This window comes from Rhodococcus sp. 105337 (genome assembly GCF_012844225.1).
Lineage (GTDB): Bacteria > Actinomycetota > Actinomycetes > Mycobacteriales > Mycobacteriaceae > Rhodococcus.
Genome location: NZ_JABAGQ010000014.1, coordinates 21,968 through 44,496 on the forward strand (window position 1 = coordinate 21,968; position 22,529 = coordinate 44,496).

Below are 22,529 nucleotides of genomic sequence, written 5' to 3' on the forward strand. Positions count from 1 at the left end.
CACACGGTGAGGCGGGAGTGCGTGACGCGGACGTGCACGGCAGCGGAAAATTCCTGACGCGTACGGGGGTACCAAAACCTGAGGATAAGGATTCACCCCGCCGCTCCGGGGGATTTCGCCGATATCTCCGAGCATTCGGGACATTCACCCCACACCGGAAGATCAGGGGCCCCGCCGGCACGCTTCCGCGAAATTTCGCGTAATTGTTGGGACAGGGTCTCGGAAATGTTCGGTAAAGATTTCCGGGGCATATCCAAGATCGAATTCGATATCCGGTGTATTTCCGGATACCTCTGACCGAATGCGGGCAATGCCGCGCCATTCTGGTCTAACTTGGGGGAGTGCTCCCGGTCTTACCCGGGAGCACGACACGGGGCCCGGTCTCGGCGAGAGAGGTTCGACGAGCATCGGCCCCGACGCGATGTCGGGGGCGCGCCGTTTACGCCAACATCGCTCTCGGAGGGGACATGTCGTTGCGACAGCGTCGTCTGCAGCTACCACCCGATGCTTTTCCGCTTTCGTCCGCACAACGTTCGATCTGGTTTGCGCAGCAACTCGCACCCGACGTGCCGATCTGCATCGCCCAGTACGTCGATCTGCCCGGCGAACTCGACATCGACCGGGTACGGCAGGCCGGGTACGTCGGGGGCGGCGAGTTCCAGTCCGCCTACCTCCGGGTCGTGGAGGTCGACGGCGAGCCGTACCAGTACGTCGACCCGGCCTTGGCGGCGAAACCGATCGAAGTGGTCGATTTCCGCGCCGACCCGGACCCGCTCGACGCGGCGCACCGGTGGATGACGGCGGACTACTCCCGTCCGGTCGACCTCGCGCACGAACCGCTGATGAACATGACACTGCTGCGGGTCGGCGATGCCCGCTATCTCTGGTACGGCCGGATCCATCACGTCGCACTCGACGGCTACGCCGCGATGACCATGGTCAACCGCATCGCCGCGCTGTACACCGCGGCCGTCGAGGGACGCGATCCCGATCCGTCGCGCGCCGCCGACCTGCGCACCCTCTACGACTGGGACCGCGACTACCGGGCTTCCTCCCGGTACGCCTCCGACCGGGACTACTGGATGGAGCGCGTCGCCGGCCTCGAGGACGGCTCGTCGCTGGCCACCCGCACCGGCCCGCTCGCTCCGGTCTCGTTGTTGTCGAGCATCCCGTTGCCCGACGACCTGGTGACTGCCCTGACCGCCGTCGACGAGGACGCCGGATCGTCGTCCACCGCCGCGGTGGTCGCCGCGTTCGGGTGCTACCTGGCGCGGATGACCGGCACCGACGATGTGGTGGTGAACCTGCCGGTCTCCGCCCGCACCACCGCCTCGGCCCGCCGCTCGGGCGGCATGCTCGTCAACACCGCACCACTGCACCTGCACATCGACCCGGACGACACCCGCACCGCCCTGGTGCGGCGCGTGCAGCTGGAACTGACCGGGGCGCTGCGCCACCAGCGGTGCAGCATCGAGGACATCCGCCGGGAATCCGGCACCACCGCCCCGCACGCCTACGCCGGTCCCACCATCAACGTGATGCTCTTCCGGCAGGAGATCGTGCTCGGCGACCTGCGCGGCGAATTCCACATCATGACGTCCGGACCGATCGAGGACCTGCTCGTCAATATCTACCAAAGTGGCACTCCAGCCACGACTTTCATCGATTTCCGAGGTAACCCGCACCGGTACGACGACCAGGAGTTACGTGCGCACCATCGCCGGTTCGTGGGACTGCTCACCGCGTTCCTGCAGGCCGACGGCGACGCTCCCGTCGCCGGGATCGATCCGGAGACGGCCGCGATCGGTGTCCAGCGTGCGCGCGCCGCCGAGGCCGCCACCTATTGGCAGGGCGTCCTCGCCGACGCTCCCGACCACCTCGCCTTGCCGCGGCCGGCCGCGAGCCCGGACTCCGCAGCCGCCGATACGGGGGTGGCCGAGTTCGACACCGATCTGCCCGTCGCCCCCGGCACCGCACAGATGCTCCGCGACCACGCCGCCGACCCGGAGTCCGTGCTGGTGGCCGCGACGTCGGTGGTCACCTCGGTACTGACCGGCAGCCGGGACACCCTCGTGGGCGCCCCGTCCGGCACCGCCGTGTTGCCCTTGCGCAGCGACGTCGACCCCGCCGTGCCGTTCGAGCAGTACCTGAACCGGATGCGCGGGCTCGCCCGCGACGCCACCACCCACGCCGACGTCGACCCCGCGGTGCTCACCGGCGCGTCCGTCCCCGTGGCCGTGGGCCTCACCGACTCGTCTGCAACACTCCCGCAGCCCGACAGCACCGCGCTGACGTTGCGCCTCGCCGCCGGCGGCGACGGGGTGCACGTCCACGTCCGGTACCGGCCCGAGGCAGTGGACGAGGACATCGCCCGAGGGTTCGTCACCCGCCTGGCCCGCGTCCTCGATACCGCCGCCACCGCCCCCGCGACCCCGCTCGGCGCTCTTCCCGTCGTCAGCGGCGGCGAACTCGACGGTTTCCTGCCCGCACGTGGCCGGCCGGCGACCTCCCCGCAGACGCTGCCCGAGATCCTGACCGGCGTCGCGGCGATCGTGCCCGACTCGGTCGCCCTGACCTGCGGAGACGACGCACTGACCTACCGGGAACTCGACGAGTGGTCCAACCGGGTCGCGAGAATGCTCGTCGCGGCCGGCGCCGGCCCCGAACGATACGTCGCGCTGGGAATCGGCCGATCCCTCGAATCCGTCGCCGCGATCTGGGCGGTCGCGAAGTCCGGTGCCGCGTTCGTACCGATCGACCCTGCCTACCCCCGCGACCGGATCGAGTACATGCTCGGCGATTCCGGCTCCGTCCTCGGACTGACGACACGGGCGCACCGCGACGCGCTGCCCGACGACGTGGACTGGCTCGTCCTCGACGACCCGGCGGTGCGCACCCGCATCGCGGGCACCGACGCGACCGCACTGACCGACATCGACCGCCGGGCGCCTCTGCGCACCGGCCATCCCGCCTACCTGATCTACACCTCCGGCTCCACCGGCCGCCCCAAAGGAGTCGTGGTCCCGCACCACGGCCTGGCAAATCTGTCGGTGACACTGCACTCGCGGCTCGCCCCCGAGCCCACGGCCCGCGTCTCGCACTTCTCGTCACCGAGCTTCGACGCCTCGATCTTCGAATACATGACCGCGTTCGCCATCGGCGCGACCCTGGTGGTGATCCCCGCCCACGTGTACGGCGGCGACGAACTGGCCCGGTTGCTGCGCGACGAGCGGATCACCCATGCCTTCTCCACGCCGGCCGCACTCGCCTCCGTCGACCCGGCCGGGATCGGCTGCCAGGCGATCACCGTCGCGGGCGAGGCCTGCCCTCCGGAACTGGCGGCCCGGTGGGCTCCCGGACGGCGCATGTTCAACGCCTACGGCCCCACCGAAACCACCATCGTCGTCAACATCACCGACCCGCTCGTCCCCGGCGAACCGATCACCATCGGCACGCCCGTGTGCGGCGTCGACGAGGTGATCCTCGACGCGCGGCTACGCCCGGTCCCCACCGGGGTGACCGGCGAACTCTACGTCGGCGGACCCGGCGTGACCCGCGGCTACCACCGCAACCCGGGACTGACCGCAACCCGGTTCGTCGCCGACCCGCACGGACCCGCAGGCAGTCGCATGTACCGCACCGGCGACGTGGTGCGATGGCGGCCCACCCCCGACGGCGCCCCCACCGCCGAATACCTGGGGCGCTCCGATTTCCAGGTCAAGATCCGCGGGTTCCGCATCGAACTCGGCGAAATCGACACCGCCCTCACCGACCATCCCGACATCGCGTTCGCCGCCACCCTCGGCCGCACCGGTCCGTCCGGCGATACCGTCCTGGTGTCCTACGCGCTGCCCGAACCCGGCCGCACCGTGGACCACGACACGCTCCTCGAGCACCTGGCGCGCCGCCTGCCCGCCCACATGGTGCCGGCCGCGCTCGTCGAACTCGACGAGATCCCACTCACCGCGGTCGGCAAACTCGACCGCCGCGCCCTGCCGGAACCGGTGTTCGGGACCGCCGGCCCGGCCGGCACGGCACCGGCGACGGCCACCGAGGAGACCATCACACAGGTGTTCGCCGACCAACTCGGCGTATCCGGCATCGGCGTCCACGACAGCTTCTTCGACCTCGGCGGCAACTCGCTGATCGCCACCCGGGTGATCTCACGGCTCAACGACGCACTCGGCGCCGACCTGGGAGTGCGGACACTGTTCGAGGCGCCCACCGCGCACACCCTGGCCGCACAGATCGGCGAGACCCCCACCGACCGCATCCCGCTGATCGCCGGGCCGCGCCCGGACCGGGTCCCGGTCTCGGCCGCGCAGCAGCGGCTGTGGTTCGTCAACCAACTCGACCCCGGCTCCGCGGCCTACAACATCCCGGTAGCACTGCACCTGGCAGGCCCGCTCGACACCGCGGCGCTCACCGCCGCCGTCACCGACCTGCTCGACCGGCACGAAACGCTGCGCACCGTCTTTCCCGCCACCCCCGACGGGCCGATCCAGCGGGTCGTGCCCACCGGCGACCTCGGGCCGGACCTGACCGCCGTCCCGATCGACGCCGCCGACCTCGACGCCGCCGTCGCCGAATTCACCACCGCCGGTTTCGATGTCACCACCGACCTGCCGGTGCGGGTCCGCCTGTTCACCACCGCCGACGACGACCACGTACTGGCGGTGGTCGTGCACCACATCGCCGCGGACGGCGCGTCGATGGCGCCGCTGGCCCGTGATCTGGTCTCCGCCTACGCCGCCCGCATCCACGGCGCCGCACCGGCGTGGACACCGCTGCCCGTCCAGTACGCCGACTACACCCTCTGGTTCGACCGGCTGCTCGGCGACCCCGCCGATCCGCAGTCACGGGCCGCGACGCAACTCGACTACTGGCGCGACCGGCTCGCCGGTGCCCCGGACCTGACGGCCCTGCCCACCGACCGGCCCCGCCCACCGCGGCAATCCTTCCGCGGCGACACCGTCCGCTTCGACCTCGACCCGCAGCTGTACCGCGCGGTCGACACACTCGCCCGCACCGCCGGAGCCACCCCGTTCATGGTCGTGCACGCCGCCCTCGCGGTGCTGGTGGCGCGCCTCTCGGGCAGCGACGACATCACCATCGGCACCCCGGTCTCCGGTCGCGGGGACCCCGCGCTCGACGACCTGGTGGGCATGTTCGTCAACACCGTCGCCCTGCGCAGCACCATCCGCGGCGATCGCGCATTCGGCGACCTGCTCACCGCCGTCCGCGACGACGACCTCGACGCGTTCGCGCACGCCGACCTGCCGTTCGACCGGCTCGCCGACACCCTCGCCGGCGCCCGCTCGGAGGCGTACTCACCTCTGGTGCAGGTGATGCTGGCCTTCCAGAACAACGAGACCGCGCACCTCGCGTTGCAGGACCTGACCATCGACATCGCCGAAATCGACACGGCCACCACAAAATACGATCTGCATCTGCTCCTGAGCGATGTTCCCGGCGACGACGGCACTCCCGTCACCCTCGCCGGAGCCCTGTCGTACGCGACCGATCTGTTCGACCATGACACCGCCGTCGCCTTCGGCGACAGCTTCGTGCGGTTGCTCGCCGCGCTCGTCGCCGCACCTGCCACCCCCGTCGGCGACGTCGATCTGCTCACCCCCGCCGAGCGCACTCGCATCCTGCACGACTGGAACGCCACCACCGCGCCGCGCAGCGACGCGACACTCGGCGACCTGTTCGCCGCACAGGCCGCCGCGACCCCGCACGCCCCGGCCGTCACGGCGGACGGCCACACCCTCGACTACGCCGACTTCGACGCGGCCGCCAACCGCCTCGCCCATGTGCTCCTCGACGCCGGCGCCGGACCCGAACAGGTGGTCGCGCTCGCCGTACCCCGCTCGCTGGACCTGCTCGTCGGCATGTACGCCATCGTCAAGACCGGTGCCGCCTACCTGCCGCTCGACCCCGAGCACCCGCCCGAGCGGCTGCGCTACGTCCTCGACACCGCGCACCCGGTGACGGTACTGACCCGCGAACGCGACCGCCTCACCCTGCCGCCCGGCACCCCCGTCCTGGACTTGGACACCCTCGACACCACGAGCGCACCCGCGACCGCACCCACGGTCGAGCACCGGCCCGGCCCGACCGGCGACACCCTCGCCTACGTGCTGTTCACCTCCGGTTCGACCGGCCGGCCCAAAGGTGTCGCGGTCGCGCACGACGCCATCGTCAACCGGCTGCGCTGGATGCAGCACACGTACCCGTTGACCGCCGCCGACACCGTCGTCCAGAAAACCCCCGCCACGTTCGACGTGTCGGTGTGGGAGTTCTTCTGGCCGCTGCAGGTCGGGGCGCATCTCGTCCTCGCCGAACCCGGTGGCCACCGCGACCCCGCCTACCTGCTGCAACTGATCGACGAACAACAGGTCACCGTCGCGCATTTCGTCCCGTCGATGCTCGAAGTGTTCGTCGACGCCGTCACCGCCGGACGCGGCCGGTCGCTGCGGCTGCTGTTCGCCTCCGGGGAAGCGCTGCCCGCGTCCACCGCCGCCGCGACCCGCGCGGCGCTGCCCGGCGCCGCGCTGCACAACCTGTACGGGCCGACCGAAGCCGCCGTGGACGTCACCGCGTGGCCCACCGGCCCCGCCGACACCGGTGCGGTACCCATCGGCACCCCGGTGTGGAACACCCGCACCTACGTGCTCGACGCGCGCCTGCATCCCGTCCCCCCGGGAGCGGCCGGGGAACTGTATCTCGCCGGCATCCAGCTCGCCCGCGGTTACCTCGACCGTCCCGCACCCACCGCGGAACGGTTCGTGCCCGACCCGTACGGACCCGCCGGCAGCCGCATGTACCGCACCGGCGACCTCGCCACCTGGCGCCGCGACGGTGCCCTGATGTACCTGGGCCGCACCGACTTCCAGGTCAAGGTACGCGGCCTGCGCATCGAACTCGGCGAAGTCGAACAGGTGCTGCGCAGCCACCCCGATGTCGCGCAGGCCGTCGTGGTCGTCTACCGGCGCGAGGACGACCAACTCGCCGGATATGTCGTGCCGCGACCCGACCGCGCCGTCGACACCGCGGCCCTGACCGCGTTCGCCGCCGCCCGCCTGCCGGGCTACATGGTGCCCGCCGCGCTGACGGTGCTCGACCGGCTCCCCGTCGGCCCCAACGGCAAACTCGACCGCCGCGCGCTGCCCGAACCGGCACGCACCGGAGCCACCGCCCTGTACCGGCCGCCGCGCACCCCGCACGAAGAACTCGTCGCCGCGGCGTTCGCGGACCTGCTCGGCAGCCCGACCGTCGGCGCGGACGACAACTTCCTCGACCTGGGCGGCACCTCGCTGCTCGCGATGCGCCTGGCCGCCCGGCTCGCCGCGACCCTCGATACCGACGTCGGGATCCGGGACCTGTTCGACCATCCCACCGTCGCCGACCTCGCCGCGCACCTGAGCGCCCCCGACCGCGCCGCCGCCACCCGGCCCGCGCCGGTCGCCGGCCCCCGGCCCGACCCGATCCCGCTGTCCCCGGCGCAGCAGCGCATCTGGTTCATCAACCAGTTCGACACCAGCTCACCGGCCTACAACATCGCTGTCGCCCTCCGGTTGTCCGGGGACCTCGACCTCACCGCGCTGCGGCACGCCGTGAGTGACGTCGTCGCCCGGCACGAATCCCTGCGCACCCGTTACCCGTTCACCGACGCCGGTCCCGTGCAGGTGGTGGTGCCCGCCGCCGCGGCCCCACCCGAATTCGCGGTGGTGCCCCTCGACGGCACCCCCGACGCCGCGGACCCCGACGCGCAGATCGCCCGCATCGTGGGCGCCGGATTCGACGTGGCCACCGAAATCCCCACCCGCATCCGGGTACTGGCCGTCTCCGGAACCGAACACATCCTGGTGCTGGTCGTGCACCACGTCACCGCCGACGGGTTCTCGATGGGCCCCCTGGCCCGCGACATCATGACCGCGTACACCGCCCGCCGCGCCGGGCAGCCACCGCAGTGGGCCCCGCTGCCCGTGCACTACGCCGACTACACCCTGTGGCAGCACCGCATCCTCGGCGACGAGAACGACCCCACCTCGGTCGCCGCCCGGCAACTCCAGTTCTGGCGCACCACCCTCGACGACACCCCGGAACTGCTCGAACTGCCCCTGGACCGGCCACGCCCCGTGCAGCAGAGCCTGCGCGGCGCCCAGGTGCCGTTCACCGTCGACGCGGCCACCCACCGGCAGCTGGTGGCGGTGGCCCGCCGCCACGACGCCTCGGTGTTCATGGTCGTGCACGCCGCGCTCACGGTGCTGCTCGCGCGGCTCGCCGCCACCACCGACGTCGTCGTCGGCACCCCCGTCGCCGGACGTGGCCACCGCAACCTCGACGACCTCGTCGGGATGTTCGTCAACACCGTCGTGCTGCGCAGCCACGTCGACGAAACCGACACGTTCGCCGACCTGCTCGGCCATCTCCGGGACGCCGACCTCGCCGCCTTCGGGCACGCGGACGTCCCGTTCGAGCGCCTCGTCGAAGTCCTCGACCCGCCCCGGTCCACGGCGTATTCACCGCTGTTCCAGGTGCTGCTCGAGTTCCAGGACACCGAGCGGCCCGACGTCCGGTTGCCGGGGCTGACCGCCTCGGTGCTGGACCTGCAACCGGGACTGTCGCACTTCGACCTGCAGTTGTCGATCGCCGAAACCGCCGACGAGAACGGACCCGCCGGGATCCGCGCCGCGTTCACCTACGCCACCGACCTGTTCGACGAGACCACCGTGGCGTCGTTCGCCGACCGGTTCGTGCGGATCGTCGAGACCATCGGCACCACTCCCACCGTGCCGGTCGGCGACATCGACATCGTCACCGGACGTGAACTCGCCGCGCTGGCCCCCGCCCGCGGCCTGCCGCCGGTCTCCCCCCAGTCGTGGCCGGAACTGCTGTCGTCGATCGCGGCCATCGTGCCGGACGCGGTCGCCCTGTCGTTCCGGGGCCGCGAGGTGACCTACGGCGAACTCGACGAGTGGTCCACGCGCGTCGCGCGGCTGCTCATCGACTCCGGCATCGGACCGGAATCGGTGGTGGCCCTCGGGTTGTCGCGTTCGGTCGAGTCGGCGGCCGTGGTGTGGGCGGTGACCAAGACCGGTGCGGCGTTCGTCCCCGTCGACCCCGCGTACCCACCCGACCGCATCGCCTACATGCTCGCGGACTGTTCCGCTGCCATCGGCATCACCACCACCGACCATGCCGCCGCGCTGCCCGACACGGTGCCGTGGCTGATCCTCGACGATCCGGGCGTGCGCCGCCGCATCGAGGAGACCTCCGATGCGCCCGTGACCGACCTCGACCGCACCGCGCCGCTGCATCTCGACCACCCGGCCTATCTGATCTACACCTCCGGATCGACCGGCCGGCCCAAGGGCGTGGTGGTCACCCACAGGGGCATGGCCAACCTGCACGCCGAGGTGCGCAGCCACTTCACGCTCACCCACACCGCCCGTGTCTCGCACCTGGCGTCCCCGAGCTTCGACGCCTCGATCTTCGAGTTCACCAAGGCGTTCTGCGCCGGCGCCACCTTGGTGATCGTGCCGCCGGACGTGTACGGCGGCGACGAACTGGCCCGGTTGCTGCGCGAGGAACGGGTCACCCACGCCTTCGTCACACCCACCGCCCTCGCCTCGCTCGACCCGGCGGGCCTGGACACCTTGCAGGTGCTCGTCGTCGCGGGGGAGGCGTGCCCCCCGGACCTCGTGACCCGGTGGGCGCCGGGCCGGCAGATGTTCAACGGGTACGGTCCGTCCGAAGCGACCATCGAAACCAGCGTCAGCGCGCCCCTGCAACCCGGGTACACCGTCACCGTCGGCGGCCCCGCCATCGGCTTCCACCAGGTGGTGCTCGACGACCGGCTGCGGCCCGTCCCGACCGGGGTGGCCGGCGAACTGTACATCGCGGGTGCCGGTGTGGCGCGCGGCTACCATCACCGCCCCGACCTGACCGCCGCCCGGTTCGTCGCCGACCCGTACGGCGCGCCGGGGGAGCGGATGTACCGCACCGGCGACATCGTGCGGTGGCGCTCCGACGGCACCGTCGAATATCTCGGCCGCTCCGACTTCCAGGTCAAGGTGCGCGGGTTCCGCATCGAACTCGGCGAGATCGACGCGGCACTGACCGCCCACCCCGAGGTGGTGTTCGCCCACACCCTCGGGCACACCGCACCGAGCGGCGACACCTTACTGGTGTCCTATGTGCTGCCCGAACCGGCCGCCGACCCGGACCCGCACACCCTGCGCACCCATCTCGCCGCGTCCCTCCCGGCGCACATGGTGCCCGCCACCGTCGTGGTGCTCGACGAGATTCCGCTGACCCCGGTCGGGAAGCTCGATCGGCGCGCCCTGCCCGTCCCCGACCTCGCCGCCACCGGCGGCGACTACCGGGCGCCCACCTCCGACGTCGAACGGGTCCTCGCCGGGATCGTCGCCGAGGTCCTCGGCCACCCGCGCGTCTCCGTCGACGACAACTTCTTCGATCTCGGCGGCAACTCGTTGATCGCGACGCGTGTCGTGGCCCGCATCAACACCGCGCTCGGTACCGACGCCGGGGTGCGCGCGCTGTTCGAGGCACCCACGGTGCGGGCGCTGGCGGTGCGTGTCCTCGACGACCACGGGGGCCACGGGCGGGTGCCGCTCACCGCCGGGCCGCGTCCGGAGCGCCTTCCGCTGTCCCCGGCGCAGCAACGGATGTGGTTCGTCAACCAGTTCGACACCGACTCCGCCGCGTACAACATTCCGCTCGCGATCCGGTTGACCGGCCGCCTGGATCTGCCCGCCCTGATCGCCGCCGTGGGCGACGTCCTGGACCGGCACGAGATCCTGCGCACCTGGTATCCGGAAGACGAGCACGGCCCACATCAGGTGGTCACCGGCACCGGCCGGGTTCTCGCCGACCCCACCCCGGTGCCGATCACCGCCGCCGATCTGCCCGGCGCGCTGCTCGAGTTCGTCTCCGCCGGCTTCGATGTCGCCTCGGCCGTGCCGGTGCGGGTGCGACTGCTGCGCGTGCTCCCCGACGAGCCGGACACCGACTCCGGCACCGAACACCCCGGCACCGACCACTCCGACGTGCACGTCCTCGCCGTGGTGGTGCACCACATCGCCGCGGACGGGGCGTCGATGGCGCCGCTGGCCCGTGACCTGATGGGCGCCTACCTGGACCGGACCCGCGGCTCCGCGCCGTCCGCCGCGCCGCTGACCGTGCAATACGCCGACTATGCGCTCTGGCAGCAGGCACTGCTCGGCGACCCCACCGACCCCGAGTCCCTGGCCACCACCCAACTCCGGTACTGGCGCGAGACCCTCGCCGACCTCCCCGAACTGCTGCCCCTGCCCACCGACCGGCCCCGACCGGCGCACCGCACCTTCCACGGCGACATCGTGCGGTTCACCCTCGACGCCGACCTGCACCGCCGGATCTCCGCGCTCGCCGCCGCGCACAGCGCCACCGTGTTCATGACCGTGCACGCCGCGCTCGCAGTGCTGCTGGCCCGGTTGTCGGGCACCGACGACATCGCCGTCGGCACCCCCGTCGCCGGCCGCGGACACCGCGCCCTCGACGACCTCGTCGGCATGTTCGTCGACACCGTGGTGCTGCGCACCCCCGTCTCCGGGGGACTGTCGTTCTCCGACCACCTCGACCGCACCCGGGAAATCGACCTGTCCGCGTTCGGGCACACCGAACTGCCCTTCGAAAAACTCGTCGACGCGCTCGCCCCCACCCGAGCCACCGACCATTCCCCCCTGTTCCAGGTGGTCCTCGAATTCCAGAACAACGAGCGCGCCCACCTCGACCTGCCCGAACTGACCGTCGACGCACTCGACACCGACCTGCCCGTCGCGAAATTCGACCTGCAACTGTCCCTGCAGGAAGAGCCGGACGCGTCGGGAATGTCCGGCGGATTCACCTACGCCACCGACCTGTTCGACGCCGGCACCGTCGCCGACTTCGCGGACCGGTTCGTGCGGCTGCTCGACGCGGTCACCACCGACCCGCAACGACCCGTCGGCGACGTGGACCTGCTCGCCCCCGGCGAACATCCCCGCCGCGCCGACGCACTACGCGTCCCCGGCACCGACACCCTGCTCGACCTGTTCCGCCGCGGCGCCGACCGTGATCCCGACGCCGTCGCCGTCACCGCCGCGGACGGCGACCTCACCTACCGGGACCTCGACGCGCGGGTGCACCGGCTGGCGCGGCTGCTGCTCGGCCACGGCGCCGGGCCGGGCACCCTCGTCGCCGTCGCGCTGCCCCGCACCTCCGACCTCGTCGTCGCGCTCCTCGCGGTGCTGGAGACCGGGGCCGGCTACCTGCCCGTCGACGTCAGCTTCCCGGCCGAGCGGCTCGCCCACATCTACCGCGACGCGCAACCGGTGTGCACCGTCACCACGGACGATCACGCCGGGTCGCTGCCGGACACGCCCGCACCGGCGATCCACCTCGACAGCCCGGAGGTGCACGCGGAACTCGCCGTGCTGCCCGGTACCGCCCTGACCGACGCCGACCGGCACGGCCCGCTGCACCCCGAATCCACCGCGTACGTCATCTACACCTCCGGCTCGACCGGCCGGCCCAAAGGCGTTGTCGTGCCGCACCGCACCGTCGTCACGCTGCTCGACGACACGCGGGAGATGTTCGGGTTCGATCACCGCGACGTGTGGACGATGTTCCACTCCTACGCCTTCGACTTCTCGGTCTGGGAACTGTGGGGCGCCCTGGCCCACGGCGGCCGGCTCGTCGTGGTCGACTACCACACCGCCCGCGCCCCCCAGGACTTCCTGGAATTGCTGCGCCGCGAGCAGGTCACCGTCCTCAACCAGACTCCCACGGCGTTCTATCAGCTCATCGAAGCCGACCGCGCCGCCGGCGGTGCGCCCCTGCCACTGCGCCGGGTGATCTTCGGTGGTGAGGCCCTCGACCTGGCGCAACTCGAACGGTGGTACCGCCGATACGGCGACACCGCCCCGACGCTGGTGAACATGTACGGCATCACCGAAACCACCGTGCACGTCACCGCACTGGCTCTGGACCGGCACCGCGCCGCCACCGCCACCGCCAGTCTCATCGGTGATCCGCTGGCCGCACTGCGGTTGCATCTGCTCGACGCCCGGCTGCATCCGGTACCGCCCGGCGTGGCGGGAGAACTGTACGTGTCGGGGGAGCAGTTGAGCCACGGCTACCTCGGGCGTCCCGACCTGACAGCGTCCCGGTTCGTCGCCGACCCGTACGGTCCGCCCGGGGCGCGGCTGTACCGCACGGGCGACCGCGCCCGCCGTACCCGCGACGGTGACCTCGAGTACTTGGGGCGCAGCGACTTCCAGGTGCAACTGCGCGGGTTCCGCATCGAACTCGGCGAAATCGAAACGGTGCTGCTGCGCTGCCCCGGCGTCGCCCGCGCCATCGCGGTCGTGCACACCGACGACCGGTCCGGCACCGACCGGATCGTCGGCTACGTCGTCCCCGAAACCGGCACCGACCTCGACGTGACCGCCACCCTCGACCGCGCCGCGGCGGATCTGGCCGCCTACATGCTGCCCGCCACCCTCGTCGTCCTCGACTCGCTGCCGGTCACCGCCACCGGAAAACTCGACCGGCGGGCGCTGCCCGCGCCCGACTTCGCGGACCGCACCAGTTCCGGCCGCGCACCCACCGACGGCGTCGAACGGACCCTCGTCGATCTGTTCGCGCAGGTCCTCGGACTCGACACCGTCGGGGTGGACGATTCGTTCTTCGCCCTCGGCGGCGACTCGATCATGTCCATCCAACTGGTCTCCCGCGCCAAAGCTCTCGGCCTCGACCTCACGCCGCGCGCCGTGTTCGAGCACAAGAGCCCCGCCGGTCTCGCCGCGGTCGCCGGCACCACCGACGCCCCCGCGGTGCTCCCCGAACTGCCCGGCGGGGGAGTCGGCGCGCTGCCGCTACCCCCGATCGTGCACTGGATGCTCGACCGCGGCGGCCACTTCGACCGGTACTCCCAGGCGGTGCTGTTGCGCCTGCCCACCGGACTCGACGACGCCACCCTCACCGCGGTCGTCGACGCCGTGCTCGACCGGCACGACATGCTGCGGGCCCGCCTGGTCCCCGACCCGGCCTCACCCGCCGGATACGGCCTGCACGTCGACCCCCCCGGCACCGTCACCGCCGGCACCGTCGTCCACCGGGTCCCGGTGACCAGCGCCGCCGACACCGACGACTTCTTCGCCCTCGCCGCCACCGAACTCGACGCCGCCGCCGACCGTCTCGACCCGACCGCCGGGCACGTGCTGCAGATCGTGTGGTTCGACGCCACCAGCGGCGCCGGACGGCTGCTCATCGTCGTCCACCACCTCGCCGTCGACGGCGTGTCGTGGCGCATCCTCGTACCCGACCTCGCCGCCGCCTGGGGTGTCGCCGCCCACGACGACCCCGCCGGGCCGCTGCTGCCACCCCCGGCCGGGACTTCGGTGCGGCGCTGGGCGCACGCCCTCGTCGACGCCGCCCACGATCCGTCGCGCCGCGCCGAAGCCGACTACTGGCGCGACATGCTCACCGGCGACGACCCGCCGCTCGGCCACCGGCCGTTCGACCCGGCCCGCGACACCAACGACACCGTCACCAGCGTCGTCGCGGATCTGCCCACCGCCGTCACCGACGCGATGCTCACCACCGTGCCCGCCGCCTTTCACGGCAGCGTCGACCACGGTCTGCTCACCGCCGTCGCCCTCGCCGTGACCGGATGGCGACGCGAGCGCGGTGAGGACACCACCAGCGTGCTGCTCAACCTGGAAGGGCACGGCCGCGATACCGCCGCCGCCCCGGGCGCCGACCTGTCGGGCACCGTCGGCTGGTTCACCACCATCCACCCGCTGCGTCTGGACCTGTCCGGCATCGACCTCGACGACGCGCTGGCCGCCGGTCCCGCCGCCGGCCGCGCCGTCAAAACCGTCAAGGAACACCTCGCGGCCGTCCCCGACCACGGCATCGGCTACGGGCTGCTGCGCTACCTCGACGCCGACACCGGCCACCAGCTCGCCGCCCACCCTGCACCCCAGATCAGCTTCAACTACCTCGGACGTCCCACCGCCGGCACCGGCGGCGGCACCGACATCCCGTGGCTGCCCGTCGCCGGGTTCCCGCACGGCGGCACCCAGGACCCCGACATGCCGGCCGCCGCCGTCGTCGACATCAACGCCGTCACCGTCGACACCCCCGACGGACCGGTCCTGCGCGCGCACTGGTCCGCCCCCGCCGGTCTGCTCGACACCGCCGACCTCACCGAACTGAGCGACCGGTTCACCGCCGCGGCCACCGCGCTGACCCGGCACACCCGCAACCCGCACACCGGGGGACTGACCCCGTCCGACCTGCCGCTGGTGCGGCTGCCGCAGGACACCATCGAAGACCTCGAACAGCGCTACGGGCCTCTCGACACGGTGTGGCCCACCGCGCCGCTGCACACCGGGCTGCTGTTCCACGCGCTGCTCGCCGGGGACGACCCCGACGCCTACATCGTGCAACTCGTCCTCGACCTGCGCGGCCCCCTCGATCCCGCCCGGTGGCGGCGCGCCCTCGAGATGCTGCTCGACCGGCACCCCAACCTGCGGGCCGCGTTCACCACCGGCCCCGACGGCCACCTGCAGGTCGTCCCCACCCACGTCGATGTCCCGTTCACGGTCGTCGACACCACCGACGACCCCGATCCCGACGCCGCCGCGACGGAACTGCTCGACACCGACCGGCACACCCGCTTCGACACCACGCACCCGCCGCTGCTGCGCGCCACCGTCATCCGCACCCACCCCGACCGGCACCTGGTCGCCCTGACCAACCATCACCTGCTGCTCGACGGCTGGTCCACCCCCGTCCTGATCCGCGAACTGCTGGTGCTCTACGCCACCGACGGCGACCCCGCCGTCCTGGACCGTCCGCACAGCTACGGCACGTACCTGCAGTGGCTTGCCGACCGTGACCCGGCCGCATCGATCGACGCCTACCGACATGCCCTCGACGGTCTCGACGAACCGACCCTGCTCGCCCCGCAGCACCGGTCCGCGCACGGCGCCGGCATCTCCGAAGACCTCGACATCGACCTCGACCCGACGCTGTCCGCGCGCCTCGACGAGATCGCCGTGGCACGCGGCGTCACCGTCAACACCCTCGTCCAGACCGCGTGGGGGCTCGTCCTCGGAGCGCTCACCGGCCGCACCGACGTGGTGTTCGGCGCCACCGTCTCCGGCCGCCCACCACAGGTCCCCGGCATCGAATCGATGGTGGGCCTGTTCATCAACACCGTGCCGGTCCGGGTCGCGGTCCGCCCCGGCGACACCGTCGGCGGGCTCGTCGACCGGGTCCGGTCGGAACAGACCGCGCTGCTCGACCACCACCACATCGACCTGAGCACCCTCGACCGGCACGTCGGTGCCGCCGCCCGCTTCGACACCCTCACCGTCTTCGAGTCGTATCCGGTCGAACGCGCCGGCCTCGACCGCGACACCGACATCGGCGGCATCCGGGTCGCCGACATCACCGGCCGCGACGCCGCGCACTACCCGCTCAGCGTCGTGGTGCACACCGACGACGCGGTACACCTGCGGATGAAGTACCTCCCGGAGGTGTTCGACCGCACCGAGGTCACCACCATCGCCGACCGCATCGCCCGCACCCTCGACGCGCTCGCCGGCGACCCGACCGCACCCGCCGCCGGCATCGACGTACTCACCACCACCGAACGGCGCACCCTCACCCCGGTCCACGGACCGGTCGGCGGTAGCGTCGCCACCCTGCCCGACCTGCTCACCGCCACGGCCGCCGCGCATCCCGACACCGTCGCGGTGCTCGACCCCGCCCCCGGCGGCACCGACCGCACCGTCACCTACCGCGACCTCGACGAGCGCTCCACCCGGCTGGCCCGGGTCCTGCTCGACGAGGGCATCGGGCCGGAAACCTTCGTCGCGCTCGGCATCGCCCGCTCCGTCGAATCCCTCGTCGCACTGTGGGCGATCACCAAGACCGGTGCGGCGTTCGTCCCGGCCGATCCCCGCTACCCGGCCGAGCGGATCGCGTTCATGCTCGACGACTGCGGTGCCACCGTCGGCCTGACCACCACCGCGCACGTCGCCGACCTGCCCGGCACGGTCCGCTGGCTCGTCCTCGACGACCCCGCCCTGACCGGGCCGCTCGCCGCCACCGATCCGGCACCGATCACCGACCGGGACCGCATCGTGCCGCTGCGCCTCGACCACGCCGCCTACGTGATCTACACCTCCGGTTCGACCGGCCGCCCCAAAGGGGTGCTCACCACCCACCGCAGTCTCGACAACTTCGCGCGCGAGCAGCAGGACCGGTTCCGCGCCGGACCCGGCGCCCGCGTCCTGCACTTCTCGTCCCCGAGTTTCGACGCGTCGATCTTCGAATACCTGCTCGCGTTCGGGTCCGGTGCCACCCTCGTCGTGATTCCTCCGCACGTGTACGGCGGCGCCGAACTCGGTCGCCTGCTCCGCGAGACCGGCGTGACCCACGGGTTCCTCACCCCGGCCGCGCTCGCGTCCCTCGACCCGGCCGACCTGACCGCGTTCGTCGACCTCGCCGTCGGCGGCGAAGCGTGGCCCCCCGAACTGCGCGACACCTGGGCGCCACACCGCCGCCTCGTCAACGGGTACGGCCCCACCGAGACAACGGTCATGGCCGCGATCAGCGACCCGCTCGGTCCCCACGACCCGCTCACCCTCGGCGGTCCGCTGCGCGGAGTGCACGCCGTGGTGCTCGATCCCGCGCTGCGCCCGGTCCCGCACGGCGTCGCGGGGGAGTTGTACCTGGCCGGATTCGGGCTCGCCCGCGGCTACCATGCCCGGCCGGCGCTGACCGCCTCCCGGTTCGTCGCCGACCCGTACGGCACGCCGGGGGAGCGCATGTACCGCACCGGAGACATTGTGCGGTGGACCGGCGATCCGGACGACGGTCCCGGTCTCGAATACCTCGGCCGCGCCGACTTCCAGGTCAAGATCCGCGGGTTCCGCGTCGAACTCGGCGAGATCGACGCCGCCCTGACCGCCCATCCTGCGGTGTCGTTCGCGGTGACCGTCGCACACACCGCACCGAGCGGCGACACCGTGCTCGTCGGGCACGTCCACCCCGCAGCCGGCAGCACCATCGACCCCGACGACATCAAAGACCATCTGGCACAGCTCCTTCCGGAGCACATGGTGCCGACCGCCGTCACCGTCCTCGACACGATCCCACTCACCCCGGTCGGCAAACTCGACCGCCGTGCCCTGCCCGTCCCGGACCTGACCGCCACCGGCGCCTACGAGCCACCCGACGGCGACCTGGAAACCGCCGTCGCCGACGACTTCGCCGACGTTCTCGGCCTCGAGCGCATCTCCGTGACCGACAACTTCTTCGACATCGGCGGCAACTCCCTGATCGCGACCCGCGCCGTGGCCCGCCTCGGCGACCGGCTCGGCCGCGACATCGCCGTCCGCACCCTGTTCGAAGCCCCCACCGTGCGGATGCTCGCCACCCGACTCGATACCGACACCGCCCCCGGCCGCGACACCGCCGGCCCGGTTCCGCGGCCCCGCCCCGACCACATCCCGCTGTCCCCGGCGCAGCAACGCCTGTGGTTCCTCAACCAGTTCGACCCCGGCAGCGCCTCCTACAACATCCCCCTCGCCATCCGGCTCAGCGGCCACCTGTCCCCGGCCGCGCTCGGGGCAGCGCTGCACGACGTCATCGCACGGCACGAGAGTCTGCGCACCGTCTACCCGGCCTCCGCCGCCGGGCCGCGGCAACGCATCCTCGACGCCGACGACGTCCCGCTGACCGTCGACGTGGTGCCGGCCGACGCCGACGGCGTGTACAGCGCCGTCGCCGACTTCCTCGCCACCGGATTCGACGTCACCGTCGACATCCCGTTCCGGGCCCGGGTGTTCGCCCTCGACCGCGACGAGCACCTCGCCGTGCTCGTGGTGCACCACATCGCCGCCGACGGTGCTTCCACCGTCCCGCTCGCCCGCGACCTGCTCGGCGCCTACCAGGCCCGCAGCCGCAACGAAGCCCCCACCTGGACACCGCTGCCCGTCCAATACCCCGACTACACGCTGTGGCAACTCGACCGGCTCGGCGACCCCACCGACCCGCAGTCCCTCGCCGCCGCGCAGGCCGAGTACTGGCGCACCACCCTCGACGGCCTGCCCGACGTGCTGACCCTGCCCACCGACCGGCCGCGGCCGGCCCAGCAGTCGTTCCGCGGCGACATCGTGCGGTTCCCGATCGATCCCGCGCTGCACAGCCGGCTCACCCGGCTGGCCTCCGCGCACGGCACCACCTTGTTCATGACCGTGCACACCGCTCTCGCCGTGCTGCTGGCCCGCCTGTCCGGCAGCGACGACATCGCCATCGGGTCCCCGATCGCCGGGCGCGGGCACCGCGCACTCGACGACCTGATCGGCATGTTCGTCAACACCGTCGTGCTGCGCACCCGGATCCCCGGCGCCGCACCGTTCACCACCCTGCTCGACAGCGTCACCCACGACGACCTCGACGCGTTCGCCCACACCGACCTGCCGTTCGAACGGGTCGTCGAGGCGGTCGAACCGGCCCGCTCGACCGCGCATTCCCCGCTCTTCCAGGTTTCGCTCGAATTCCACAACACCGAACGGCCCGCGCTCGAACTGCCGCACCTGACCGTCGAGGGAGTCCAGCTCGACCCGCAGTCGTGCAACTTCGACCTCGAACTGCTCCTCGGCGAATCCGCCGACCCGGCCGGCGGCATGGACGCCGCGTTCGTCTACGCCACCGACCTGTTCGATCAGGACACCGTCGCCCGATTCGCGGACCGCTTCCTCCGGCTCCTCGACGCCGTCACCACCGATCCCGGCGTCCCCGTCGGCGATCTGGACCTGCTCACCGACTCCGAACGGGCGGCGCTGGTGCCCGCCACCGGTCCGGCGGGCGAACCGACACGGTTGTGGCCGGACCTGCTCGACGACGCCGTCGCGGCGAACCCCACCGGGACCGCGCTCGTCGACGGCGACACCGTGTTGAGCTACCGGGATGTCGAGGCGCGCTCCGCTGCGCTGGCCCGTTTGCTGCTCGACCGGGGAGCTGCCCCGGACACGGTGGTCGCGCTCGCGTTGCCGCGTTCGGCAGAGGAGATCACCGCGGTGTGGGCCACCACCCGCACCGGCGCCGCGTTCGTCCCGGTCGACCCGACGTACCCGGCGGACCGCATCGCCTACATGCTCGACGACAGCGCCGCGACACTCGGTGTCACCGTCGCCGCCCACCTCGAACACCTGCCCCGCACGGTGCAGTGGCTCGTCCTCGACGACGACGAGATCCGCGACGACCTGGCGCACCGCAGTACCGGCCCGGTCACCGACGCGGACCGCGCCGCACCGCTGCGCCCCGACCATCCCGCCTACCTCATCTACACCTCCGGGTCGACAGGCCGGCCCAAGGGCGTAACCGTCACCCACCGCGGTCTCGGCAACCTCGCCGCGGACGAACGGCACCATCTGCGGGTCGCGCCGGACAGCCGCGTCTCGCACCTGGCCTCACCGAGCTTCGACGCGTCGATCTTCGAACAGATGATGGCGCTGTGCGCGGGCGCCACCCTGGTGCTCGTGCCCTCCGAGGTGTACGGCGGGGAAGACCTCGCCGCTGTGCTGCGGCACCACCGCGTCTCGCACGCGTTCGTCACACCTACCACGCTGGCGTCCCTCGACCCCGCCCAGGTCCCGGACCTGCAGGTGCTGCTCGTCGCGGGGGAGGCGTGCCCACCGGAACTGGTGACGCGCTGGGCCGACGGACATCGCATGATCGACGCGTACGGCCCCACCGAGGCGACGATCATGACGTCGCTCGGGGAGCCGCTGAATGCCGGCGACCACGTCACCATCGGCCGTCCCACCCGCGGCGCCACCGCCGCCGTCCTCGACGCCCGGCTCGGGCCCGTGCCGGTGGGGGTGGCCGGGGAACTCTACGTCGCCGGCGCAGGACTGGCCCGCGGCTACCACCACCGGCCCGGCCTGACCGCCACCCGGTTCGTCGCCGATCCGTACAGCGACCGTCCCGGCGCCCGCATGTACCGCACCGGCGACGTCGTGCGCTGGACCGGCGACCACCGGCTCGATTACGTGGGCCGTTCCGACTTCCAGATCAAGGTGCGCGGGTTCCGCATCGAACCGGGGGAGATCGACACCGTCCTGACCGCCCACGACGACCTCGACTTCGCCCACACCCTCGGCTACACCGCACCGTCCGGCGAAACCGTGCTGGTCAGCTACGTGCGGGCCACCACCGTCCCCGCACCCGACCCGTCCGCGCTCCGGGACTTCGCCGCCGCCCGCCTCCCGGCGCACATGGTGCCCACCACCGTGATCGCGCTCGACGAGATCCCCCTCACGCCCGCCGGCAAACTCGATCGGGGTGCGCTCCCGGTCCCCGAGTTCGCCGGCATCTCCGGAGCACACCGCGCCCCGGCCGACGAACTGGAACGCACCGTCGCGGACGTCTTCGCCGACCACCTCGGACTCGACACGGTGTCGGTCGACGACAGCTTCTTCGCCCTCGGCGGCAGTTCACTGCTCGCGACCCGGCTGGTACCGGACCTGTCCCGCCGCCTGGACCGGCGGATCCCGCTACAGGTGCTCTTCGCCCATCCCACCGTCGCCGACCTCGCCGCCCATCTGCGCGCACCGGGGGAGCAGGACACCATCGACGACGCGCTGCGGATCCTGGTCCCGCTCCGCACCGGCACCGGACCGGCGCTGTTCTGCGTCCACCCGGCCGCAGGCCTGGCCTGGGCGTACACCGGGCTGACCGAACGGCTCGGCGGGCGCGGCGTCTACGGCCTGCAACTACCGGCGCTGAGCACGGGAGAGATCGTCGAATCGATCCCGGCGCTGGCCCGCCGCTACGCCGACGAGATCCGCCGCGCGCAGCCGGACGGTCCCTACCACCTGCTGGGCTGGTCCCTCGGCGGGGTCGTCGCACACGCCGTCGCCGTCGAACTGCAACGCGGCGGAGCCCCCGTCGACACCCTCGCGCTGATCGACAGCCATCTCGGTGTTCCCGGCGGTTCGGCGCCGGTCGAGGTCAAGGACATGCTCCGCGATCTCGGGGTCGCCACCAACGGCGGGCCGGACCCCAGCTACGACGATGCGCTGGACCTGCTCGAGGACACGCTCGGCGGTCCCACCGGACTGACACCGCGCCATCTCGAACGGTTGCACCTCGGGTCGGCCGCGGCCACCCGCGCGGTGCGGCGTCATTCGCCGGACACCTTTCTCGGCGACGCGCTGTTCTTCACCGCCCTGCGGTCGTCGACCTCGGTGCCGGCGGTCACCGCGTGGCACGACCTCGTCGACGGGATGCTGCACCAGTACCGTCTCGACGTCGAACACCACGAGATGGTGGCGGCGCCGGCGGTGGACACCATCGCCGCGGTGCTCCGCGCCCGGCTCGAGGAGAGCGATTCGCACCTGCGGCGCGGGCGGCGGTACCCGCGCATCGGTACCGGATCGCGGCGGTGAACC

General features: G+C 72.1%; 1 protein-coding gene. It reads left to right on the forward strand.

Annotated elements, in window-relative coordinates:
• Positions 1-467 precede the first annotated feature (467 nt).
• Positions 468-22,526, forward strand: a complete 22,059-nt coding sequence (locus HF886_RS18655) for a non-ribosomal peptide synthase/polyketide synthase (protein ID WP_169653139.1) — start codon at positions 468-470, stop codon at positions 22,524-22,526.
• Positions 22,527-22,529: the final 3 nt, after the last annotated feature.

Excerpts from the sequence above, each read along its gene's own strand:
- HF886_RS18655 (WP_169653139.1), top strand. The coding sequence starts at position 468 with ATGTCGTTGCGACAGCGTCGTCTGCAGCTACCACCCGATGCTTTTCCG.